The 22,780-nt window shown below is 54.9% G+C and carries 25 protein-coding genes and 3 pseudogenes; 25 read left to right on the top strand and 3 right to left on the bottom strand.

Annotation, left to right across the window (positions count from 1 at the left end; all coding sequences use genetic code 11):
• Nucleotide 1 precedes the first annotated feature (1 nt).
• The 10 genes and pseudogenes from nuoJ to AAYR33_10285 all read left to right on the top strand — a co-directional run bounded on the left by nuoJ (nucleotide 2) and on the right by AAYR33_10285 (nucleotide 9,045).
• Nucleotides 2-514: an NADH-quinone oxidoreductase subunit J gene (nuoJ, locus tag AAYR33_10240; protein ID XAO71316.1), complete on the top strand. Its 513-nt coding sequence runs from the start codon at nucleotides 2-4 to the stop codon at nucleotides 512-514.
• Nucleotides 515-516: 2 nt separating this feature from the next.
• Nucleotides 517-828 (top strand): NADH-quinone oxidoreductase subunit NuoK, encoded by a 312-nt coding sequence (gene nuoK, locus AAYR33_10245; protein ID XAO71317.1) that lies wholly within the window; start codon nucleotides 517-519, stop codon nucleotides 826-828.
• Between the two features lie 4 nt (nucleotides 829-832).
• The gene (gene nuoL, locus AAYR33_10250) at nucleotides 833-2,671 is read left to right on the top strand and encodes an NADH-quinone oxidoreductase subunit L (GenBank protein ID XAO71318.1); all 1,839 of its coding nucleotides are present in this window, start codon (nucleotides 833-835) and stop codon (nucleotides 2,669-2,671) included.
• A gap of 2 nt (nucleotides 2,672-2,673) precedes the next feature.
• Nucleotides 2,674-4,155, top strand: a complete 1,482-nt coding sequence (locus AAYR33_10255; GenBank protein ID XAO71319.1) for an NADH-quinone oxidoreductase subunit M — start codon at nucleotides 2,674-2,676, stop codon at nucleotides 4,153-4,155.
• Complete coding sequence (locus tag AAYR33_10260; protein ID XAO71320.1) at nucleotides 4,152-5,660, top strand: NADH-quinone oxidoreductase subunit N; 1,509 nt, start codon at nucleotides 4,152-4,154, stop codon at nucleotides 5,658-5,660. Before AAYR33_10255 ends, AAYR33_10260 begins: the two co-directional genes overlap by 4 nt.
• A gap of 14 nt (nucleotides 5,661-5,674) precedes the next feature.
• Nucleotides 5,675-6,565: a hypothetical protein gene (locus AAYR33_10265; protein ID XAO71321.1), complete on the top strand. Its 891-nt coding sequence runs from the start codon at nucleotides 5,675-5,677 to the stop codon at nucleotides 6,563-6,565.
• On the top strand, nucleotides 6,519-6,875 hold the full coding sequence (locus AAYR33_10270; GenBank protein ID XAO71322.1) for a hypothetical protein: 357 nt from the start codon (nucleotides 6,519-6,521) through the stop codon (nucleotides 6,873-6,875). Before AAYR33_10265 ends, AAYR33_10270 begins: the two co-directional genes overlap by 47 nt.
• An 8-nt stretch (nucleotides 6,876-6,883) precedes the next feature.
• Nucleotides 6,884-7,508 (top strand): annotated as a pseudogene (locus tag AAYR33_10275) (precorrin-8X methylmutase).
• 104 nt (nucleotides 7,509-7,612) lie between these two features.
• Nucleotides 7,613-8,296 (top strand): precorrin-2 C(20)-methyltransferase, encoded by a 684-nt coding sequence (cobI, locus tag AAYR33_10280; protein ID XAO71323.1) that lies wholly within the window; start codon nucleotides 7,613-7,615, stop codon nucleotides 8,294-8,296.
• 80 nt (nucleotides 8,297-8,376) lie between these two features.
• Nucleotides 8,377-9,045, top strand: a complete 669-nt coding sequence (locus tag AAYR33_10285) for a precorrin-3B C(17)-methyltransferase (GenBank protein XAO71324.1) — start codon at nucleotides 8,377-8,379, stop codon at nucleotides 9,043-9,045.
• A 19-nt stretch (nucleotides 9,046-9,064) separates the two neighbouring features.
• Here the strand turns inward: AAYR33_10285 and AAYR33_10290 are convergent.
• Nucleotides 9,065-9,817: pseudogene (locus tag AAYR33_10290) on the bottom strand (cobalt-precorrin-6A reductase).
• 53 nt (nucleotides 9,818-9,870) lie between these two features.
• Here AAYR33_10290 and AAYR33_10295 point away from each other — a divergent pair.
• The 7 genes from AAYR33_10295 (at nucleotide 9,871) to AAYR33_10325 (ending at nucleotide 14,334) form a co-directional block, all read left to right on the top strand.
• Nucleotides 9,871-10,143, top strand: a complete 273-nt coding sequence (locus tag AAYR33_10295; GenBank protein XAO72484.1) for a hypothetical protein — start codon at nucleotides 9,871-9,873, stop codon at nucleotides 10,141-10,143.
• Complete coding sequence (gene cbiT, locus AAYR33_10300) at nucleotides 10,035-11,087, top strand: precorrin-6Y C5,15-methyltransferase (decarboxylating) subunit CbiT (GenBank protein ID XAO71325.1); 1,053 nt, start codon at nucleotides 10,035-10,037, stop codon at nucleotides 11,085-11,087. Before AAYR33_10295 ends, cbiT begins: the two co-directional genes overlap by 109 nt.
• On the top strand, nucleotides 11,084-11,458 hold the full coding sequence (locus AAYR33_10305) for a cobalamin biosynthesis protein (protein XAO71326.1): 375 nt from the start codon (nucleotides 11,084-11,086) through the stop codon (nucleotides 11,456-11,458). The genes cbiT and AAYR33_10305 overlap by 4 nt, the downstream gene beginning before the upstream one ends.
• Nucleotides 11,455-12,216 (top strand): SAM-dependent methyltransferase, encoded by a 762-nt coding sequence (locus tag AAYR33_10310; GenBank protein ID XAO71327.1) that lies wholly within the window; start codon nucleotides 11,455-11,457, stop codon nucleotides 12,214-12,216. The genes AAYR33_10305 and AAYR33_10310 overlap by 4 nt, the downstream gene beginning before the upstream one ends.
• Before the next feature lie 357 nt (nucleotides 12,217-12,573).
• A complete protein-coding gene (locus AAYR33_10315; GenBank protein XAO71328.1) occupies nucleotides 12,574-12,819 on the top strand; it encodes a hypothetical protein in 246 nt (81 codons plus the stop codon).
• 95 nt (nucleotides 12,820-12,914) lie between these two features.
• On the top strand, nucleotides 12,915-13,739 hold the full coding sequence (locus AAYR33_10320) for a hypothetical protein (GenBank protein ID XAO71329.1): 825 nt from the start codon (nucleotides 12,915-12,917) through the stop codon (nucleotides 13,737-13,739).
• Nucleotides 13,740-13,968: 229 nt separating this feature from the next.
• The gene (locus AAYR33_10325) at nucleotides 13,969-14,334 is read left to right on the top strand and encodes a TonB-dependent receptor (protein ID XAO71330.1); all 366 of its coding nucleotides are present in this window, start codon (nucleotides 13,969-13,971) and stop codon (nucleotides 14,332-14,334) included.
• Here AAYR33_10325 and AAYR33_10330 read toward each other — a convergent pair.
• A complete protein-coding gene (locus AAYR33_10330) occupies nucleotides 14,215-14,541 on the bottom strand; it encodes a hypothetical protein (GenBank protein ID XAO72485.1) in 327 nt (108 codons plus the stop codon). The two genes, AAYR33_10325 and AAYR33_10330, sit on opposite strands and share 120 nt — an antisense overlap.
• Nucleotides 14,542-14,572: 31 nt before the next feature.
• Here AAYR33_10330 and AAYR33_10335 point away from each other — a divergent pair, with 31 nt between their 5' ends.
• Nucleotides 14,573-15,010, top strand: a complete 438-nt coding sequence (locus AAYR33_10335; protein XAO71331.1) for a hypothetical protein — start codon at nucleotides 14,573-14,575, stop codon at nucleotides 15,008-15,010.
• Between the two features lie 22 nt (nucleotides 15,011-15,032).
• Here AAYR33_10335 and AAYR33_10340 read toward each other — a convergent pair whose 3' ends face one another.
• Nucleotides 15,033-15,707 (bottom strand): Fe2+-dependent dioxygenase, encoded by a 675-nt coding sequence (locus tag AAYR33_10340; GenBank protein XAO72466.1) that lies wholly within the window; start codon nucleotides 15,705-15,707, stop codon nucleotides 15,033-15,035.
• A gap of 1,055 nt (nucleotides 15,708-16,762) precedes the next feature.
• On the opposite strand from AAYR33_10340, the gene AAYR33_10345 reads away from it, so the two are divergent.
• From AAYR33_10345 to AAYR33_10375, 7 genes and pseudogenes are all read left to right on the top strand, one after another.
• On the top strand, nucleotides 16,763-17,182 hold the full coding sequence (locus AAYR33_10345) for an AAA family ATPase (GenBank protein ID XAO71332.1): 420 nt from the start codon (nucleotides 16,763-16,765) through the stop codon (nucleotides 17,180-17,182).
• A 1,007-nt stretch (nucleotides 17,183-18,189) separates the two neighbouring features.
• A complete protein-coding gene (locus AAYR33_10350) occupies nucleotides 18,190-18,804 on the top strand; it encodes an Rrf2 family transcriptional regulator (protein ID XAO71333.1) in 615 nt (204 codons plus the stop codon).
• 27 nt (nucleotides 18,805-18,831) lie between these two features.
• Nucleotides 18,832-19,224, top strand: a complete 393-nt coding sequence (locus AAYR33_10355; GenBank protein ID XAO71334.1) for a cupin domain-containing protein — start codon at nucleotides 18,832-18,834, stop codon at nucleotides 19,222-19,224.
• A gap of 16 nt (nucleotides 19,225-19,240) precedes the next feature.
• Nucleotides 19,241-20,026: an NAD(P)-dependent oxidoreductase gene (locus AAYR33_10360; protein ID XAO71335.1), complete on the top strand. Its 786-nt coding sequence runs from the start codon at nucleotides 19,241-19,243 to the stop codon at nucleotides 20,024-20,026.
• Between the two features lie 413 nt (nucleotides 20,027-20,439).
• Nucleotides 20,440-20,867, top strand: a pseudogene (locus tag AAYR33_10365) (type I restriction-modification system subunit M N-terminal domain-containing protein).
• Nucleotides 20,868-20,956: 89 nt separating this feature from the next.
• On the top strand, nucleotides 20,957-21,625 hold the full coding sequence (locus AAYR33_10370) for a type I restriction-modification system subunit M N-terminal domain-containing protein (GenBank protein ID XAO71336.1): 669 nt from the start codon (nucleotides 20,957-20,959) through the stop codon (nucleotides 21,623-21,625).
• On the top strand, nucleotides 21,549-22,670 hold the full coding sequence (locus AAYR33_10375) for a class I SAM-dependent DNA methyltransferase (GenBank protein XAO71337.1): 1,122 nt from the start codon (nucleotides 21,549-21,551) through the stop codon (nucleotides 22,668-22,670). Before AAYR33_10370 ends, AAYR33_10375 begins: the two co-directional genes overlap by 77 nt.
• Nucleotides 22,671-22,780 lie beyond the last annotated feature (110 nt).

Below are 22,780 nucleotides of genomic sequence, written 5' to 3' on the forward strand. Positions count from 1 at the left end.
TATGAATTATCTTCTCGAAATATATGGGTTGGTTGCCATCTGCGCTGCGGCGATGGCGGTCACCCGGACGATCGCGGTGCATGGCCTGCTCTACATGGTGGTGTCGCTGATCGCGCTCGCATGTGTTTTTGACCAACTTGGCGCCCCGCTTGCGGCGATGCTTGAAATCGTCGTTTATGCGGGCGCCGTGATGGTTCTCTTCATCTTCGTGGTGATGATGGTCAATCTCGGCCAGCCCGATCAACAGCGTGAGAAGGCCTGGTTGGCCCCGCATGTCTGGGCGGGCCCTGGTGGGCTGGCGGCGCTTCTCATGATCGTGCTTGTCACGAGCTTCCATCGGATGAGTGCGGCGGACAGGTCCGTGATCAGTGACAGCCACGTCATCGGGCCTGACCTGGTCGCTTATAGTCTTTATCGGCCCTATCTTCTGACGGTTGAGCTCGCCTCCTTCCTGCTGCTGGCAGGGCTGGTCAGCGCGTATCACATCGGCCGCCGCATCGAGAAGGATAGCTGATCATGAACGCCAGTGATCCCAATCTGGGTCTCATCATCGCCGCATTCCTCTTCAGTATCGGCCTCTTCGGCGTCATGGTGCGTCGCAACCTGCTTTTTATGCTGCTCTCGACGGAAGTCATGCTGAATGCGGTCGCGCTCGCCTTTATCTCGGCGGGGAATAAGTGGCATCAGGCGGATGGCCAGATCATGTTCATTATGATCATCGCCTACGCTGCCGCCGAAGCTTCGGTGGGGTTGGCAATTGTTTTAAGACTTCACGCGGCAGGGCACGCAACGCTCGATGCCGACTCGTGCAACCGTTTGAAAGGTTGAGGCAATGGCATCGTTGCTCCCTGCCATCATTCTGTGCCCACTGCTTGTTTCCGTCATTTTGATCCTGACGGGCGGGCGGCTGTCGGCGCGGCCGACAACGTTGCTCGTCGGGGCCGGGATGGGTCTATGCGCCCTTCTATCCATCTATGTTTCCTGGAATTTCCTGGCCGGTCCGGCGTCAGATGGCGCCATCCACATAACCCTCTGGAACTGGATCAATGTCGATAATTTCTCGGTGCAAGTCGGGCTGACGGTGGACCGCCTTTCTGTCGTCATGCTGCTTGTCGTGTCCTGTGTGGGTTTCCTCATCCTGATTTATGCTTGCGCCTATATGTATGACGATAAGGATATCGGGCGTTTCTTCGCCTATATGACGCTGTTCGTCGCCGCCATGTTGCTGCTGGTTCTCGCTTCCGACCTCACGGTGCTGTTTGTTGGTTGGGAAGGCGTCGGGCTGTGCTCTTACCTCCTGATCGGCTTCTGGTATCATGAGCGGCCGAATGCCCTCGCGGCGCGCAAGGCTTTCGTGGTGACGCGTATCGGCGATGCGTTGTTTCTGCTCGGCCTCTTCGTTTTCGCGACGGCGGCGGGCACGCTGGATATCCCCTCTCTCATCCATGCCGCCCCCGGTCTGCCGCATCATCTTCTGACGCTGGGCATGTTCTTCCTGCTCGGCGGTGCCATGGCGAAATCCGCGCAGGTGCCGTTACAGACCTGGCTTCCCGATGCGATGGCGGGGCCGACACCCGTTTCCGCCCTGATCCACGCGGCGACGATGGTGACGGCTGGGGTTTACCTTCTGGCGCGTCTCCACGATGTCCTGCTGCTGACGCCCGCCGTTATGCATGTCTGCGCCGTTGTCGGTTTTGTCACGATTTTACTGGCGGCGGGCAGTGCGCTTGTCCAGACGGATATCAAGCGCATCCTCGCTTATTCCACGATGAGCCAGCTTGGTTATATGTATCTCGCGATTGGCTGCGGTGCCTGGCATGGTGCCATTTTTCACCTCGTGACCCATGCATTTTTCAAGGCATTACTGTTCATGACGGCGGGCACGATTATCCTGCGCCTTCATCATGAGAAGGATATTTTCCGTATGGGGGGGCTGCGCCAGCGTATGCCAGGTGTGTTTGCCGCTTTCCTGATCGGTTCCGCCGCGCTGGCTGGTTTACCTCTGGTGACGGCAGGTTACTTCTCAAAAGAAATGATCCTGCAGGACGCGTTTAATGTGGCACCGCTTTATTGGGCGGGTGCGCTGCTGGGCGCCTTCATGACGTCGATCTATATCTTCCGCTGCGTCTTCATCGTCTTCTGGGGCGGCACGCGTACGCATGATCACGGGCGTACGGGCCTCGCCATGGCGCTGCCGATGTCGGTCCTCGCTGTGCTCTCCGTCGCAGGCGGGTGGATGCAGGTCCCTGACGCGATTTTCCCCGTCCATCTCTTCTCAAACCTGCTGCGACCTGTGCTCGGCCCCATCGCGGAAGAGCATGGGAGTGCGCTGCTCATTATCGGGTCGATCGTGCCGTTGATCGGCGTGACGATAGCGTGGTTTCTATGGCGCCCCAAAAACCAGGCATCGCAGCCGGCTGGGGGCGTTCTGATCGAAACGTTGCGTGCGGATTGGGGCTTTGACGCGGCTTATAATGCGGCCGTTTCACGTCCCTATGAAATCGTGGCGCGCATTAATCAGAGTGACTTCATTGACCGCTTTTACGGTTTGGTGGGGCTGATGGTTTACAGCCTCGGTTGGTTGTTCGCAAAATTCCAAAACGGTCAGGTCCGTCGTTACGCGTGCTGGGTAGCCGCGGCGACGGTTGTGGCCCTGTATCTGGCGGTATAACGATGCTGGCACTTCCTGCTCTCGTTCTCATTCCCTTTATTGGCGGACTTCTGGCCTGGCTGTCCGGCCTTAATGGAGGGATGCGCCTGCCGCGGACAATCAGCGTTCTGACGGTTCTGCTAATGGGTGCGCTTCTGGTTCCGTTTACCCTTCATGGCCAGCAAGGCTGGATGGCGCAGTTCCTCATCCCCTGGATTCCGGCTATCGGCATCAATTGTCATCTCTCCATGGATGGGTTGAGCCTCATTGTGTTGTGGCTTAATGTCCTGATTGCGCTGCCCTGCATTTTACTGCCCTGCGCACAGGTCAAGGGTCGCGGCGGTTTGTTTCAGTGCCTGCTGCTGATGACAGTCGCCGGTATGAGTGGCGTCTTCCTCGCGACCGATCTGATGCTGTTTTTCTTCTTCTGGGAGATGATGCTTCTGCCGATGTTCGCGCTGATCATCATCTGGGGAGATGAGAACAGGGGTCGCGCGGCGCTTAAATTTTTCATGTTCACGCAGGGCAGCAGCCTGTTGATGATGCTGTCCATGATCGGGCTGGTGCTGTTGCATCAGCATGAGGCCGGAGTTGTGACGTTTGATTACGCGGATCTCGCGGGTACAGCGGCGTCATCCCGGTGGTCCTACGTGTTGATGCTAGGCTTTTTCATCGCCTTTGTCGTCAAATTGCCGATGGTACCTTTCCATGCCTGGCTGCCGGATACTTATGCCTCGGCCCCCATCCCGGCGACGTTGCTTCTGTCAGGCGTGATGGCCAAAACGGGCGGATATGGCCTGATCCGCTTTGTCTGGGAGCTTTATCCTTCAGCGGCACCGTTGATCGCGCCGGTTGCCATGACTCTTGGCGTGATCGGTTTGATCTATTGTGCCTGGATCGCTTTCGCGCAGAATGATCTCAAGCGGTTGATCGCTTATTCCTCCGTCAGTCACCTCGGGTTCATCCTTCTCGGCATTTTTTCAGGGACAAAAATCGGGCTGGAGGGCGCGGTTATTCAGATGGTGGCGCATGGCCTCAGCACGGGCGCGCTCTTCATCATCGCGGGATTGTTGGAGGATCGCCTCCAGACACGCGATATGGGCAGAATGGGCGGTTTATGGCCTGCCATGCCCCAATTTTCCGGTCTGGTCATGTTATTCGCAGCGGCCTCGCTGGGCTTGCCGGGTCTGGGCAATTTCATCGGGGAATTCCTGACGCTGCTCGGTACCTGGTCGGTCAATCACACGATGGCGATCATTTCCGCATCAGCTCTTATCCTCTCCTCAGTCTACTCTCTGACAATGATGCTCCGCATTTTTTACGGGTCGAAAACATTGGATCAGGCGCGTCCGCTTGGTCCAGTCTCCTACCGGCATGTTTCCTTCCTTGGCGGGGCGGCTATGCTGTTGATTGCACTTGGCGTCTATCCTCAGCCCGTGCTTGACCGATCCAACCCGGCACTCCCGGAAATGGCCCGTATCGCACAGGAGCAGCAGGTTCCATGATGGCGTCCTCCATGTTGACTCAAACGACTTTCCCCAATGGCGTGCTCGTCCTCGGTGCTGGCAGCCTGATCCTGATGGCGCTTGTCGCCATACGGCGTCACGTCATGCGCGACGCTGTCTTTTCGGCCCTGATTCTGATCGCGGCGGCCTTCAGCCTCGCCATGCCGCAGATCCTGCCGCATCTTGAGGGCCTGACCCTGTTCCGGCTGGATTCATGGAGCACCTTCACCAGTCTGCTGATCATTTTCTGCGCGATATCCGTTATCCTCATGGCGCCGGTCAAAGCGAGCGGGGGTGATGCGCAGACAGGGAGCGAATTTTACATTCTGCTTCTGATTTCCACCCTGGGTGGCGTCGCGATGACGAGCGCGGTGTCGATCGTCACGTTCTTCATCGGGCTTGAAACGTTGAGCCTGTCTCTCATCGGACTGATCGCCTTTCATAATCGCAGCCTCCTCGCGGGTGAGGCGGGGATGAAATATCTGATCCTCTCCGGCGTCGCGTCAGGGATGATGCTTTTCGGCTTTGCGCTGATCTACGCGGAAACAGGATTGCTGACCTTCCGCTTCCCCAATTTGGATAATATTCCATCACCCGGCATCGCTTATGCGGGGCTCACGCTTCTCCTGACGGGATTATTCTTCAAACTCTCCGCCGCGCCCTTTCACCTCTGGCTGGCTGACGTGTTGGAAGGGACGTCGATCCCGGTTGCGGTCATCGTTGCGGTAACATCCAAAGTCGCGGTGTTTGCGGCGATGATGCGTTATTTCTCGACGATCAATCTTTTTGCGCCCGGAATATTATATGATGAAATCGCGATTATCGCGATCCTCAGCATGGTCGGTGGCAATCTGCTCGCGATCGTGCAGAAAGACCTTCGCCGCCTGATGGCCGGGTCCTCCATTGCCCATATTGGTTACCTTCTGGTCGCTTTTCTCTCGCCAATGCCTTACGGTTTCCCCAGTGCGGCATTTTACTTGGCTGCCTACACGGTTTCGACTCTGGCCGTTTTCGCCGTGATGGCGGGTGTCATGCCGCAATCCCGGGATATTCGTCAATGGCATGGGCTCGCGCGCAAGCGGCCTTTCGCGGCGCTGGTCATGTCCATTGCCCTCGTGTCGCTCGCGGGTATTCCGCCTGTCGTCGGGTTTTTTGCGAAATTTTACGTTGCGGCGGCAGGGCTCGCAGCCCATCGCCACTGGCTGCTTGCTGCTCTGGTCATCAGCAGTGTGATCGGTCTCTTCTATTATCTGCGCGTGATCTTCGTCATGATGACACCGGGCCGCAACGATGAAACGCATGAGCTTGCGCCACAAAGCCCCAATGTTTCCAATGTGGCGCTGATCACGATCCTCGCTTGCCTGACCGTCATGTTGGGTGCTCTGCCAAATGGGCTGATTTTGCGAAGTCAGAGCCTTGAAATCGGTGCCCCGCCTCTCGCGACGTCGCCGGCTTTGTCCTCCTACCAATCGAAGCATACCGGTGCCCTGCCCGGGCCGGGCTAGGAAAGTAGCGGGCCGTGCGCGGTGCGTATGTTTCAAACGGGCGTTGGGGTGATGAAACATGCACCGCGACGCCCGTTTATTTTGCGGATGACTTGATGCTTGTCAAAGGATGGTGCCCTGGACTTCATAAACCGATGGAAGCGAAAGACGGTTTTCTCATCCGTCTGACGCCGCCGGGAGGTGTCCTCAAGTCAGGGCAACTTCACGCACTCGCAGAAACCGCCGCGCGTTACGGGCGTGGCATCGTGCAAGTCACAATGCGCGGCAATCTCCAGATTCGCGGCCTTCAAGCGCAATCCGTCGCGACATGCCAGCAGATTTTGATTGACGCGGCATTATCCGACGCCTCGCCATCGCTGGAACGGATCCGTCAGTCCGTTCTGATATCCTCACTTCACGCTATTGACCCAGCCTGCGCTCCTGAAGCGGCGGAAATCGCCACGCAACTTATGGCGGCTTTAGAGCGACATCCCCTGCCAGATAGCCTGCCGCCCAAATTTTGCTTCGGCGTTGATGGCGGGGGGTTTCTTCCAGTCGGTTCGATAGCGGCGGATATCACTGCCAGCTGTGAGGGGCGTTTATGGCGTGTCCGATGCCGCCAGGAAACGCGCATTTCAGAGGCATCGAAGGTCGTGGACGCCATCATAGAGTTCGCGGCGGCATGTGCCATCTCCCGGCCGGGAAGTCGCATTGCGACGCCTCGCGCGGTAAACGCCGCACCCCTTTGCACCGACTTATTGGCAAACTTCCCTCAGGCTGGCGGTGCTATGGCGTTGCCCTTGGCGTGCTCAAAAGCGATGACATCCATCAGATTGCGGAAAATGTGGATGAAATCCGACTTTGCCAGGCCGCGGCTTCATGACGCTGAAAGCCCTCTCCATGCTCTGTCTGGTGATGGACCCTGATGACAAAATGGCGCGGATTTTCGCATGTTGCGGCATTGAAGAGTGTGTGCACGCGCACATGGACACGATGCAGGATGCCCGTTATTTTGCCGCCACTTTGAAGGCGCCCACAAGCCTGCATGTCTCAGGTTGTCGTAAAGGCTGCGCCCATCCCGGCAAAGCCGACGTGACGATTGTGGGGGCTGAAAACGGTTATGCGGTTATCAAAAACGGTAACACTCATTGCGCTGAGACGTATCAGATCATGACGCGGGAGGCGATCGGGGACATGCTGAAATCGCAAAATGAAGCGGACGCGTTGCGCAAATGAATGACCCAGTGATTGATTACACGCGTGATGGCGCTTCGATTTATGCAGAATCATTCCGCATCATCCGTGCGGAAGCTGACCTCTCCCGTTTCATGCAGGATGAAGCGCGTGTCGTGGTGCGAATAATCCATGGTTGTGGCATGGTCAACATCACGGATCACATCGTCTTTTCAGCGGATTTCTTTGAGAAGGCGTCCCGGGCCTTACAACAGGGTGCCCCCATTTTGTGTGACTCGATGATGGTGGCGCAAGGTGTCACGCGCGAGCCTGCCTGCGCATAATGAAGTCATCTGCACCTTGCGTCATCCCGATGTACCGGATCATGCACAGCATATCGGCCATACGCGCTCGGCCGCTGCGGTTGATTTATGGCTTCCGCAGGCGGAGGGGGCGCTGATCGTGATCGGCAATGCCCCGACGGCGTTATTTCGCGTGATGGAGCATATGCGCGCGGGCGCCATGAAACCGGCCGCCATCATCGGTATGCCCGTGGGTTTCGTTGGCGCGGCGGAATCCAAGGAAGCCCTCGCACAGGGGGTTTACGGCCTTCACGCCATTGTGCGGGGCCGTCTCGGGGGGAGCGCGCTGGCGGCTTCCTGCGTCAATGCGCTCGCCTCGCCCCGGGAAGACTGAGCGCGCAGAACGGAATTTCAACAGCGCGATCATCCATCAGGGCCGGAAAGTTTTGATCCCGCACGATCTGTGATAAATGAGCGCTGCATTCACCGTCATTGCCCGTGGGGTTCAGCAAAATTGGCACAAATCTCCGGCGCTCTAAAACCATGACGGGGAAGCTGGTCATTATCGGTGTCGGGCCGGGGGATCCGGAATTATTGACCGTGAAAGCAGCGCGTCACATCGCACCCGCCCCGATCATCGCTTATTTCTGCGCGGCAAATTGCGCCGGACGGGCTTACATGACGGCCAGGGAATATATCGCGCCCGACGCCCACCTTCTGCAATTCGTTTATCCCTTCACGACAGGTGTCGCGGGGACGGACGCGCGTTACACACGTGAAATCCGTGAATTTTACGATCATTGCGCCCGGGAAATGGCGACGCATCTCGATCAGGGGCGTGATGTCACGCTTTTGTGCGAGGGGGATCCCTTCCTTTATGGTTCCGCAATGTATCTCCATGACCGTCTGGCCGGGCGCTTTGAAAGCGAGATCGTGCCCGGTGTCACGGGTATGAGTGGACGCTGGTCTGCGGCGCGCCTGCCGATGGTGCATGGCGATGATATCCTGACCGTGCTGCCTTGCACGTTGAGCGAGGCGCGTCTGCGCCAGCTCATGCAGGCGGGCGATGCGTTTGTTTTCATGAAATTGAGGCGCAATATGCCAAAATTACGGCGCGTCCTGACGGAGTTAGACTTTGCCGCGTCGGCAATTCATGTGGAGCATGGCTCACGGCCCCAGTAACGCATCGTCCCCTTCCCACAGGCGCCTGAACGTGCGCCTTACTTCTCGATGGTGCTTCTGCCCGGGCGGAAACGCGCGTGATGAGCCGAATTTATGTTATCGGCATCGGGCCCGGAAGCCTCGACCTCCTCACGCAGGAAGCGCGAGAGGCGCTCGGCGCGGTAACGGATGTTTATGGTTACGGGCCTTACCTCGCGCGCATCCAGCATTTGGGGGCGTTTACGGGCCATACCTCCGATAATGGCGATGAGGTGGCGCGCGCGCTTTTTGAAGCGATGGAGACTGGCCCAGCCTCATGGCGAGAGGTCGACGTCAAAATAGTGCCGGGCGTAACGGCCGTTCTAGCGGCAGCTTCCCGCCTGGGAGCGCCGCTTGGCAATGATTTTGTCGTTATGTCCCTGTCCGATAATCTCAAGCCGTGGGTCGTTATCGAGAAACGCCTCGTCGCGGCAGTGCAGGGGGATTTCGTGATGGCACTTTACAATCCGAGGTCTCGCGCACGGCCTGACCAATTGGCGAACGCATTTGACTGCCTGCGCACCATTCTGCCGCCGGAAACGGAAATCGCCTTTGCCCATCATGTAATCCGCCCGGATGAGCGGCTGGAATTATCGACCCTCGTCAACTGCATGGCCCATCAAGCCGATATGGCGACGCTCATCCTGATCGGCGTCCGATCCACGCGCCGCGTTGCGCGGCCGGACGGCAAGGCCTGGCTCTATACGCCGCGCAGCGTTTCAGAGGCGTAAATCAAAGCTGCTCCGTCTCTTAATCGCCTGAAGCAAGCTCGGCCACCCACTGAAGCGCGCCCTCTATCGTGCTGACTTCCTCAATGGGAGGGAGAGGAGGGCGGTTAATCATGATCACGCGCAGTCCGAGCTGACGCGCGGCGTCCAGTTTTGCGGCGATAGCGGGCGCACCACTATTTTCGTGACGAGCGTGTCGATATTTAAAAGCGTGAAAAGGGCGAGTTCATCTTCCAGCGTAAAAGGGGGGCGCGATGATTGTCTCGAAGAAAGCGGGAAGATCTTGTGAAATCGGTTCGATCGACCTCAGAAAATGACGGTGTTGCGGCGCACTGATAAAAGGGGCGACATGCTGCCGACCCGTTGTCAGCAACACGCGCCGTGGCGCCATGCCGAGCGTCGGGACCGCGTCATTCAAGGTGGCGACATCCACCCAATAATCTCCCGGCTGTTTCTGCCATGTGGGTCGACCGAGTCGCAGGATTGGACGGTATGTTGCCGCGCACGCGGCGGCGGCATGATGGCTGATGCGCGCGGCGAAGGGATGGGTCGCGTCAATCACGGCGGCAATATTTTTCCGCTTGAGATAAGCGACCAGGCCCTCAACACCGCCGAACCCACCGAGGCGCGTCTGTCCTTGAGGGAGATCTGGCGCTTGCGTTACCCCCGCGAGAGAAAATATAAAACGTGCCTGTTGCGGGACATGCGGGTTTTCAGCAAGCAGGCGTGCCTCTCTCGTGCTGCCCAATATCAGGATTTTCATGCTCTCTCTCATCTTCTCCTCTCCTCCATGCCGCGTCTCGCCCTGATGCTCAAGGCGTTTCGCGTTTGACGGCGCTGGCCCCCTGGTTGAGCCTCATCGGCATCGGTGAGGACGGCTTGGTTGGGCTCACGCCTTCAGCCCGCGCGCGGTTGGAGAATGCCCGACAGGTGCATGGCGCAAAGCGTCATCTGGCGCTTATCCCCTACGCACCGCAGACGGATTACAGGGAATGGACGGGCGATTTGCGGCAGGCCCTTGTGACATCCGCGCGCGCAAACAGCCGGATACGGTCATCCTGGCATCAGGCAATCCCTTTCTGTTCGGTATTGACGCCATGATGGCGAAGATTTTTGATGAGACTGAGATGGATGTGTTTCCCGCCATCTCAAGCGTTGCTTTAGCATGTTCAATTTTGCGCTGGTCAGCGCAGGCGACACGCGTGCTCTCCATATGCGGGCGTGATCCGCTTTTGATCCAGCCTCATTTGCAGGATGATGCCCGCCTGCTGATCCTCAGCGCCGATCAACATTCTCCCGCGCAGATATGTGCGCAACTCTGTGAGGGCGGATTCGGGCAAAGTGACGTCGCCGTGATGGAACATCTCGGGGGTGAAAAAGAGCGGGTCAGGCGTTTCATCGCCGCTTCAGGGCCGCCCGATGACACCGCGCCGCTTAATTTATTGGCGATTCATATTCATGCCCAGCCTAGGGCACGTATCATCCCCCTCTGTGCCGGACTGGAGGATGCGTTTTACCTGACGGATGGTCAACTCACCAAGCGTGAAAGCCGGGCCTTGACGCTGAGCAGCCTTGCCCCGCGGCAGGGTGAATGTCTGTGGGATATCGGGGCTGGTTCCGGCTCTGTCGCCACTGAATGGATGTTGCGGTACCCGACTAATAGCGCCACCGCTTTCGAGAAAAACAAGTCACGCCTTAACATCATCTCAGAAAATGCGCGGTGGATGGGCGTGCCCGCACTTCGCCTATTGGAGGCAACTCTGCCTGATAATGCCTCCGATCTGCCGAAACCGGATGCTATTTTTATCGGAGGGGGCGTCAGTGCGCCGCATATACTGCAATGGGCGCATAACCAGTTGCGTCCCCATGGGCGACTGGTCTGCAATGCGGTCACGATGGAAGGCGAAGCCGCTCTATTGAAGGCATTTCACCAATGGGGCGGGCGGTTCAACCGCATTTCGATCTCCCGTGCTGAGGCGATTGGCGGGTTTCATGTCTTCCGGCCCGCCATGCCGGTCACGCAATATCGTCTGGTCAAATCGTGAAAATTTTCGGTATCGCCTGTCGTATCCAGGTCAATGGCCAGGCCATATGGGAGCTCCATGCCGCTACGCAGAATTGGGGCCTTCCCGATGGTTTGGCTTATCCCTTTTTCCGGCGTGATCACGCGGCGTTACAGGCGGTTTTGCGTCAAACTGACCTGCCGGTTCTCGAAATTAACGCCCTGAAACTCGCCTCGGTCCAGTATTTATGCCTGTCGCATTCGCAACTTGCGCGCGATAAAGTCGGGTTTTCCGCCGTGGCGGAGGGATGCGCGCTGGCAGCATCAGGGGAGGGCGCCGTCCTGGCCGGGCCGCGCCTCAGCGCATTTTCCGTCACATGTGCCTGCGCATCCTCAAAAGGGAAACCTCCATGACGGTGCATTTCATCGGAGCGGGGCCGGGTGCGGCGGATTTATTGACGCTACGCGCTGTGAAGCTGCTGCGGGAAGCGCCGACCTGCCTCTATGCCGGGTCCATCGTGCCTGGAGATGTCCTCAGTTTCTGTCGTGAAGATGTCCGTCTCGTGGACACGGCGCCCTTGTGCCTTGACGAGATCGAAGCTGAATATGTGGAAGCCCATCGTCTCGGGAAGGACGTTGCGCGGCTCCATTCTGGTGATCTGTCAATTTACAGTGCGATGACGGAACAGATCAGGCGTCTGCAGAAACATGGTATTCTTTATTCCGTCACGCCCGGTGTCCCGGCTTTTGCCGCAGCGGCTGCACAATTTGGCGTTGAGCTGACTGTCCCGCGCGTGGCCCAAACCGTCGTTCTGACGCGCATTTCAGGCCGCGCCTCACCCATGCCCGCGGCTGAACAGCTTGCAACGTACGCGGAAACGGGGGCGACTCTGGCCATTCACCTCGCCATCTATCGCCTTGATGACATCATCGCGTGCTTACGCCCTATTTACGGCAGTGACTGCCCCGTCGCCATCATCGCCCATGCCGCCACTGCGCAGGAACGCCGTTTTACGGGAAGCCTCGCGACGATTTCTGAAATCTTCGCACGCGCCGGTGACGCGCACAGCGATTATTTTTGTGCCGGGCCCTTGACCCGAACGCGACGCAGGAAAGCGAAAGCGCCCTTTATCACCCGGCCTATCCGGCCTTCTCCTGCCGGAGATCTGTGACAGTCATTCCCTCAATAGATCGGAAAACCATACACGTCCCGTCATTCGCGTTCGACTGACAGCGCGATTGTTCAGCCCGAGCATGATGTGAGGGCGGGCGGCGTGATGCTGGAAAAACACACAGTCATAAAATTGTTTTAATTTAATATTAAGAATCATTTGCAAAAAAGCCCCTGCTGGATGAAAAACGAGCGAGACGCATTTCGGCGCTTCCCGGTGAAGCATTGCCGCCGAATGCCCTAAAAACAAACTTCAGCAAGGTCAGGAAACGCAAATGGTTGATCATCAGGAGCCGCCCAGGACGCGTGGCAAAGCGTCACGCTCAGGGAAGGCGCAGCACGGACTAAACTTTCAAAATTGTTATTTCTGGCCCTGTCAGCCGGGGCGGGTGCCCTTGAGGTGGGGGAGGCCGAGGCGAGATCCGACACGGAAGACCGCAATACAAAGCAATCCGCCGCCTCATTGCCGGACCTTGATGTTCAGAGTCACAAATCACCCTTCGTCGTGGATATGAGCAACACGAACGACACATTACTGCATGTTGATCGTATGCCCGCCAGCGTGTTCGATATGCCGCAGCAAATTAACCTTGTGCCCGTATGAGCTCATCCAGCAGCATCAGATCTACACGCTTGATCAGGCCCTTTCCAACGTCCCGGGAATTACGATGGTCCAGCGGTGAAGGTAATGGCGGCCCGGTGGGTGATCAGTTTCGCATCAGGGGTCAGCAGGCGCGCGGCGATATTTATCAGGACGGGCTGAAAGATTTCGGCGTCTATGTGCGTGACGTGTTCAACACGGATAATGTCGAGGTGATCAAAGGTGCGAGCGGTCAATATTTCGGCGCGGGGAATGTCGGCAGCATTATCAATAATGAGCTGAAACACGCTAATCTCAAATCAGGCGGTAACGCGACGCAAGCCTTCGGAAGCGGTATGCAATATCGCGGGACGGTTGACGCAAATTATCGCCTGGGTGAGCATGAGGCTCTACGCGTCAACGGCATGTATAACAAGAAGAATGTCGCAGACCGTGACAATATCCGCACGGACCGCTATGGCGTCGCTGCAGATCTCGGGCTCGGACTGGGGACAAAGACGACCTACCACCTCAATTACCAGTGGCTGGGCAATCGCGGCATGTCCGATCAGGGCGTCGGCATGTTACAGGTTGGCAGATTATACCACCCTGCGACGGAATATGGGCTTGACCGCAATACGAGTTACGCGCGGGACTTTAATCGTGATGACTCAAATATCCATATGGTTATGTCACAACTCAGTTCTAAAATCTCAGACTGGTTGACGCTTAGCAATAACACACGCTTCTCCCATTATGACCGTGATTTTTCCGCGACGGCGCCGGGGCCTGCACGGTCAAAACGAATTGCGCACCCACCTTCCTTGCAGGTGGCAACCCTGTCATGTCCTACGGAGCCGGTGGCGGGATGGGCTATCTCCAGAATGGTTACGGCCTGCAGAACATCACCATGGGCAAGGCCAAGTTCAAAACCGCCTTCCTGACCCATCACCTCAATGCGGGTGTCGATATCCAATACGCGAAGGATAACCGGACTTACGCGACTTTCGTCAACCGCGTGAATGATCAACGGATGCGCGCGCCGCAATTCAGTTATCCGCAAACCTACCTGACCTACCCTTCCTCAGGCGACAGAACGGCGGATTTTCAGGATCTTGGCCTGTTTATCGCGGATAAGATCGACCTCTCAAAAAACTCTCCCTTTTCGGCGCGTTGCGCTGGGATGATCATCAATCAAGTTACTGGAGCTCGGCTGCCGCAGCGAGTGGGGTGCGGCGGGGTCATAATAATTCGTTCAGCCCATCCGCGAGCCTCATTTACAATATTAATTACCGCGTCAACCTCTATTTCACCTTCTCCCGCTCCTACAAACCTGTCGGCACTGATGTTTCCGCACAGACAACGCTGAGGAACGTCAGCGACACGCCCACAAATGGCGTTGGTCTGAAACCCCAGCGGTCAGACCTTTTTGAGGTCGGCAGCAAAATGAACTTCTTCAACAGGCGCCTTGGCATGACCGTCCCGCTGTGCCGCTACCGGGCCGCAACCTTTATAGGGTCCGTCGGTGTCGCTTTCTGACCTGCTGGAGTCCGCCCTTCCGCCATTGCGGGAGGGCGCGATGCGCATGTCGCCCCGGCGCTGGATTGGCTCGATACCGCACCTTATGGTGCGTCCCCGCCGGAAGCCCCCATTCAGGCGCTTCTGGTGCTTGGCTAGAAGCAGCTTGACGCCGGCGCGATGGATCAGGCCCTCACTTTTTTTGAAAAGGCGGCGCGATCCCGGCATTCTCATACGGTGAATATGCTGGGACGCGCCTATGAGCGCGGATGGGGCTGCCGACGTCATCCCTTCCGCGCCGCCTTTTCAAAAAAGTGCAAGGGGCGGTGACGGGTGGGCGATGTTCAACCTCGCCGACCTGACATTGAAGGGTGATGGATGCGCCCAGGATAATATCCTGGCCCTGAGGCTTTATATGGCGGCGGCCGGAAGGGGTATCTGTAAGGCGCTGAATATGATCGGGCTGATTTGCGAGTGTGGCCTGTGTGGCAGGCGTGACCCGGCTCAGGCATTGGAGCTCTATCTCGGTGGGGCCGAAGCGGGCGATGGCTGGGCGGCGCTGAATGCGGCACGATGCCTCCTCGCGTCAAGCGCGCGGCGGGAAGCGGTGGCGCAAATGCGCCGGGCCGCGCATCCGGGCCTTGCAGTGATCTGCGCACAGGACGCGGTTTTGGGCCACGTCATGGCCCTGCGATAATCCGCGTCGGCCAGGCCAGCCCCTATAATTCAGCCCATTGCCGAAGGAGGTTATGGTACGTGTTGGTCAGGCCCAACACGGCCGGGTTGTCGTCCGAAAGAAGCTTACGGGTTTCGATGATCGAACAATCAAATTCATAAAGCAGGCCGCGTTTAGCGTCATCCCGCACCATGGATTGAGACCAGAAAAATGACGCCCATCGACTTCCCTTGGTAATGGGTGAGACGCGATGCAGGCTGGATGCGGGATACACCACCATATGCCCCGCAGGTAATTTGACCACGTGCACGCCATACGTATCCTGAATTTCCAATGCGTGCCCCTCATAACTATCAGGGTCGGAAAGGAAAATCGTCGAGGACACATCCGTTCGGATCCGCATCCCCGCGCCCGGAATGGGGCGAACGGCATTGTCGACATGGTAACCGAAATGCATACCCGCGTCATACCGGTTAAAGAGTGGCGGGAACACGCGATAGGGAAGGGCAAAACTGTTAAATGCCGGGCTGCGACCCAGAGCTTTCAGGATAAGCTCCCCCCCAAAAGTTTCGCTGACTTCCGAGTCCTGCGGGATCTGTAAATTCCGCTTCGCCTTCGCCGATTGCTTCCCCGCCGTCACGCGTCCATCCACCCAGGGTGATGCCTCGAGAAGCTTGCGGCAATAAGCGACTTCTTCCGACGTGAGGATGTTGGGGATGGTGAGGAGCGTGTTTTGTTCTCAATGCGCGTTACGGCACTGTAAGTGCGACGCATTCTCAATTATCGCGTCGTGGGGGTAGGACAAGGGAGATGTTGAATCTCATATTTGGATCGAGAAGGGAATAACAAACGAGCAATTTCCGGACTCAGCTCTTTCACTCCGACAATGAAATTCATCTTTACAGCATATGTAATATAAGAATCTGATGCGTTATCAAAAAAGCATGGAAATTATGGCATGCAAATCAATTCGAAATAAATATATGAAATATTGTTAACTTATTATTTATATTTATGTATTATGTATTGTTGAAAAGAGTATTTTCGATAATCTTACGGTGAGGAGGACATCTGTGTGCTGATAACTAATGTAGAAGTTGAGAAATTCATGGGTAGAGAAAACCCCCTTGAATATCAACTTCAATTCCGATTTAAACATCTTAACGGGTCGAAACGGATCAGGAAAAACAAAAATTTTAAAGATCGTTTGGCGCTTGATTAGTGGCAATATAGAAACCGCTATAGAAGAGGTATCCTTTGATCGAGTCAAAGTTATAACCACTAAAAACGAAATTTTATTATATAAAAAGAAATATCAGACATTAAAATTAGAAGTAAAAAAATTAAAAAGCTTGGAAAAGGTACACAAATTCTATTTTGATGTCGACGACGGTCCTTTTCCTTCGAGAGAAATGTTCATAAAATTGGAAATGTTCACGAGGAATAGTGGTTCAATTTTTTTCCTACTTTTCGTCGGATTGAAGGGGGGTTTTAGCATTCGAAGTCGCTCGAATTTTCGTTCAACGCGGCCCAGACGTTTTCTCAAAATGAATTCGATTGAGGAAGCTCTCAATTCATTATCGAACGCATTGTCCAATAACGAACATGAGTTTATCGCCACCATATCGACCTCCGACATAGTGGAGATGCTGCTGCAAAAATATACCAATTTGACAGACGAGGTGAAAAAATCTCAAAACGCGATGTCAACGGAAATAATTTCTAGTATTAAAGATTATCAAAGAAAAAAAATGATAAGGAATCAGCAGAAAATTGTTAGAAGAGATTCGTAGAAAAATTGAATATGTTGAAAGTATTGGAAAGGATACGTTGAAGACGTTGACCGCCTTCGAATATATATTGAGGAAATTATTTCGATATAAATGTATTGCGGTCGGCGACCTAAAATTTGGAGACGCGGCGGGGGTTATTAATTCCGACTCTCTATCGGCGGGGGAAAAGCAAATGCTAAGTTTCATTTCCTACAACGGCATCCATAGCAATATACCAATATTCATAGATGAGCCAGGACTAAGTCTTCACGTTGATTGGCAGCGTTCTTTATTTACATTGATGAATTCTCAAAATACAAAAAATCAATTTATCATTTCTACTTACTATCATTTTATTTATACAAAATTTCCAGATAAAGAGATTTCTTTAATAGACGATAGAGGAGAAGGAGAGCGATAAAATGTGAAGAGCGGAGGTTACAGTAGAGTATATCATATCTACAATAAATCATCATGATACACACAACATAATAGCTGAAGGTAAAGATTATCTTATCTTCATGAGAAGAATAGAAGATGAATTAACTGAATTCAATTTATCTTTCTTTCCTGTGGGAGTAAGAAAAAACTTCTGAAAATATACGATGAGAAGTTTAAAATCGTTAATAAAAATAAGATACTGTTTTTTACGATAAAGATCAATGGATATACACGTGTTTGCCAAGTAAGTATATATCGGACGATCTGAAGTTCACTGATGGCTACTCAATTGAAAACGATTTTTAAAGAGATGGTAAATTAGAGGATTTATTATATTATTCAGAAAAAAACCTACCAAGAAAATTTTTTTCATTTTTACTCAATGGTATGCATTTTCTTTATCACCAATACTTGATGGTCTCCCTGGTAATATATCCACGCATCCAGAAAAGATAATAGGTAAGCAAGAAGCGTCAAAATTTATTAATGAATTAACATCAAAAGAAGATTACCCAAGAAATCTATTTCTCCGCATCCACGGTGAATATGATAAATTCCTTAGAGGAAAATCTCTTATGCAATTACTTGTAATGACACTGTCGTCGAAGTCGAGAAAAGCTAAACATAGTCACTATTCGTCGTTGGATTTGGCGTCTAGTTCCAAAGGGCCGTTTTTCTCGGAAGTGGTATCGTGGATACGAGAGAGGTTGAGCAAATAAATGCTCGCGTGGCATGGACCTTATCTGAAATCCATAAGTTTTTTATCGAAGTATGCGCCGCCATAAATAAAAACCGCCATACGCCATGCTACGAAAAAGTGATCAAGAATTTTGCAAAAAACCTAATGGTTAGGGGACCGAGAAGCGAATAAGCTCTGCTTCGCAACTGACAAAGCGAGAATTTTCATTTGTCGATCAAATGTGCAATGATTGCCCTAAAATGCTTCTGCCTGACGCGACGACCAAAACGCTAACTTATTTGCGCCTGATGACAAATGTTGCCAATACAATCTTATTGAGTGTCCTTGCATTCCAAAACGCGGACTCCTATAATCCGCGTATGTCACTTTACGGCGCGAGCACTGAATATGTCCTGCACAGCCTCCTCTGGCTGGTGGATCACCCCGAGCCTGTCAGCAGTCTTGACCTGGCGGAATTGCAGGGCATTCCGGCGGCTTTCATGGCGAAGTTGCTGCCCAAGTTAGAGAAGGCGGGGCTCCTGCGTGCGTCTGAGGGGTTGCGAGGTGGGTATCAGCTTGCGAAACCCGCCGAGGCGATTTCCGTGCTGGCCGTCATTGACGCGGTGGAGGGCGAGAAGAGTCTTTTCAATTGTCAGGAAATTCGCGGTCGCTGCGCCTTGTTTGACGATCGTCCGTCCTCATGGGCGACGCAGGGCGTTTGTGCGATCCACCATGTGATGCTGCGTGCGGAGCAGGCCCTGCGGCAGGAGCTGGTGCAGACATCTCTTGCGGCGCTTGCGACATCCGTTCGGGACAAAGCTCCGCCGTCATTTCTGGAAGCCGCACAATCCTGGTTTGCGGAACGGGCGCAGACCCGTCGCACCAGCAAAGTCAGGCAGCAAAGACGGTCAGCCCTTCGTTGACTGCCCCACAAAATAAGAAGGTTGAATATGCGTAAATTCATAGCTCTCGGCGCTATAGCCGCCAGCTTCTGGGTTCCGGCCCTTCATGCGGAGACGAAAGTCTCCCCCCCCCTCATCACCCGAGACCTGCAGGGCATTCCGGGTAAGGAAGGGGCGATGCTGACGGTGGATTATCCGCCTGGCGGTTCGGACCTGGTGCATCGTCATCATGCCTCCGTCTTCATCTATGTGCTGAAAGGGAGCGTCGTGATGCAGGTCAAAGGTCATGCGCCGGTGACGCTCAAAGCGGGTCAGAGCTTCTTTGAAGGGCCGGATGATGTCCATATCGTCGGGTGCAATGCCAGCCAGATCGCGCCAGCGCGCTTCATCGCGTTTTTCGTCAAAGATAAGACGGCCCCTTATGTCATGCCGGCGCATTAAAACAGGACATCGCACCATGAAAATTTTCGTTGCCGGCGCCAGTGGCGCTTTGGGGCGTCCGCTTATCACGCAATTGCGCGCGGCGGGGCATGAGGTCTGGGGCATGGCCCAACGCCCCGAGAGCCTCGCGGCGTTGGAAAAGCTCGACGCGCAGGGCGTCAGAGGTGACGCGCTTGACCGTGAGTCGGTGTTCACGCTCATGGCGCAGATTCGCCCGGAGGTGGTGATTGACCAGCTTACCTTCCTCCCTGCCAGCCCCTTCGACCCGCCCAAGCGCCTCCCGGCTGACCGCAAATTACGCCTGGAAGGGGGCGGGCATGTCTTCGCGGCGGCGCAGGCTCATGGCGTGCAGCGGTACATTCAGCAATCCTGCGGGTTTTACCTGGAGGGCGGCGACGGTCTGGCGACAGAAGCCTCACCCCTCAAAATCAACGCCCCCGGCACGATCAGCGATAGCGCCCGCATGTATGCTTCTCTGGAAGAACGGGCTCTGAATGTGTCCCTCATGGAGGGTGTGGCGCTGCGCTATGGGTTCTTTTACGGGCCGGGCACTTGGTATTGGCCGGACGGGGCTTTCAGCCAGCATGTGGCGCGGGGCGAAGTGGCGTTAGCTGGGGAAGGGCGGGGCGTATTCTCCTTTATCCACGTCGATGACGCCGCCCAGGCCACCGTCGCCGCCTTAACCGCACCGACCGGAACTTATAATGTGGTGGATGGCGAACCAACGAAAATCACCGATTGCTCCCCGCCTACGCCCAATGGGTCCAGGCCCCACCCCGCCTCGACACGCAGGAAGCGTTGAAGCTGTTGGGGGAGGAAGGCGTGTATTACCAAAACGCTCTCTCCGGCGCACGCAACCGGAAAGCCGTGGAGGTGCTGGGCCTGCGGCCGCGACGGTTGGTTTGGTTGAGGTGAGGTGTATGGGTGACGGGGAGGGGACGGCATCCGCCTAAGATAGGGTTTCACTGTATGGTGACTCCCAGGAGATTTCCGCCCTTGCAGTGATCACGCGGATGTGAATATTTTTTCGAGTCCGGATCGACCTCAGCGAAGCTAGGGTAACCGCGGGCTGACGCCAAAACGTCGATCCTGACCGACCCTCTCCATGCCACCCTTATAAATTTACTGTTGACGAAAAAGCATTATTACTGTCAATGCAGCGCCTAAATCTGGCGCAACTTGCTTTGAGGCAAGTCATAGACAAGAAGGGCGCTTATAAGTCAACAATTATCCAAAAACACAATCAATAAGGCATTGTGGAACATCTGCAATACCTTCAGGGGGACGATCAGCCCGGACGCTTATCGCGACTATGTATTGACGATGTTATTCCTTAAATACATTTCAGATGTCTGGCTGGACCACTATGAAGAAATTAAAAACAAATTTAGTAATGACGAAGAACTGATCGACATGTATGTGCGGGAGGAGCGCTTTGTTCTGCCGCATGGGGCCAGCTTTACGCGCTTTATGAGCAGCGTCACAATCCGGGAAATGGGGAACGGATCGATAAGGCGCTGCACGCTATTGAGGAAAATAATGGCACGAAGCTCAGAGATGCCGGGAAAAGCGTCTTTCAGGATATCAGCTTCAATTCCGACCGTCTTGGCGATGAAAAGCAGAAAAATACTATTTTGCGCCATGACGACGACATCAGAAATTATGAATTTTTGGGGAAGGAGGCGATAGGCGCCACCTCGTCCTACGCCAGAATAAGCCTGATGTCGCACCCATGAATCATCAGGCTCTTTCCTCCTTCATCTGGTTCGTCGCTAATTTATTGCGTGGGGACTATAAACAGTCCGAATATGGACGGGTCATCCTTCCTTTTACAGTCTTGCGCCGTCTGGATTGCGTGTTGCAAAAGACTAAACCGGCAGTTCTGGCGGAATTCAAAGACAGGACCGAAGCCGGAATGCGCGATCCCTCGCACTTCTTAAGGGCGAAGGCCGGCCAATCCTTCTTCAACACGTCGCCACTCGATCTTGAAAAGCTGTTGGGCGATCAGGATCACATCCGGCAAAACCTCTATAATTACATCCAGGCCTTCTCCGACAGTGCGGGGGATATATTTGAGAGCTTTGATTTTTACGTCCAGATAGAGCGTCTCGCCAAATCAGATCTGTTATATCTGGTGACGGAGAAATTCACCAAAATCGACCTTCATCCTGATACCGTCGATAATGCCCAGATGGGGTTGGTGTTTGAAGAGCTGATCCGCAAATTCTCGGAGATCTCGAATGAAACGGCCGGGGAGCACTTCACCCCGCGTGAAGTGATCCGCCTCATGGTCAATCTCATCTTCATCGAAGATGATGATGAGATTGAGCTCCGGCAAAGCGATCGTCCGCACGGTTTACGACCCGACAGCAGACACGGGCGGTATGCTCACCGAGGCTGAGGCGTTTCTGCGGCAACATAATCCGAAAGCACGCCTGACAATGTTTGGTCAGAAGCTTAATCCGGAATCCTACGCCATCTGTAAGGCGGACATACTCATCAAAGGCCAGGAAATTGGCAACATCATCGCCGGGAATACCCTGTCTGACGATGGGCACGAGGGTAAGAGATTCGATTACATGCTCTCCAACCCGCCCTTCGGCGTAGAGTGGAAGAAGGTCGAGAAAATCATCCGCAAGGAGCATCAGCAGAAAGGCTTCGATGGTCGCTTCGGCCCCGGCCTGCCGCGCGTGTCAGATGGGTCCATGCTTTTCCTCCTGCATCTCATCAGCAAGATGCGCCCTGCAAGAGATGGTGGAAGCCGCTTCGGAATTGTCCTGAATGGCTCACCCTTATTCACCGGTGGTGCAGGGTCAGGCGAGTCCGAGATCCGGCGATATGTGCTGGAAAATGACCTGGTCGAAGCCATTATCGGCCTCCCGACGGATATGTTCTATAATACCGGCATCGCCACTTATGTGTGGATCCTCTCTAATAAAAAGCCGGAACGGCGCAAAGGCCTGGTGCAGCTGATCAACGCGTCGCGCCACTGGCAGAAGATGCGCAAGAGCCTCGGTAGCAAGCGCAAGGAAATGAGTGACGCGCAGATTGATGACGTCACCACCTTGTTCGGCGCTTTTGTCGAGGCTGAAGAGGCGACCGTTCTGGATGCTGAGGGCAGGGAGGTCAGCTCTTCCATCGTGCGAGAAGGCGAGGCCGCGCCAGATGCACCGGATGGCAGAAAGGTGAAGCGGAGGTCAATTTCCCGCATTTTCCAAAATCGGGATTTCGGCTTCACGACCGTGACGGTTGAACGCCCGCTGCGTGATGAGCACGGTGACATCGTACTAGGTGTCAAAGGTAAGCAGAAAGGGGAAAAGCAGCCCGACACGTCATTGCGGGATACGGAGAACATTCCATTTCCGAAGATATCGGCGCTTATTTCGCCCGTGAGGTTTTGCCGCACGCGCCCGATGCGTGGATCGACGAGGCACGGAGCAAAGTAGGCTACGAAATACCGTTCAACCGACATTTTTATGTGTTCGAACCCCCGCGCGACTTGCATGAAATTGACGAGGAACTGAAAGCGGTTGCCGCCAACATCATGACTATGCTG

The sequence above is a fragment of the Acetobacteraceae bacterium genome, assembly GCA_039613835.1.
Lineage (GTDB): Bacteria > Pseudomonadota > Alphaproteobacteria > Acetobacterales > Acetobacteraceae > Sorlinia.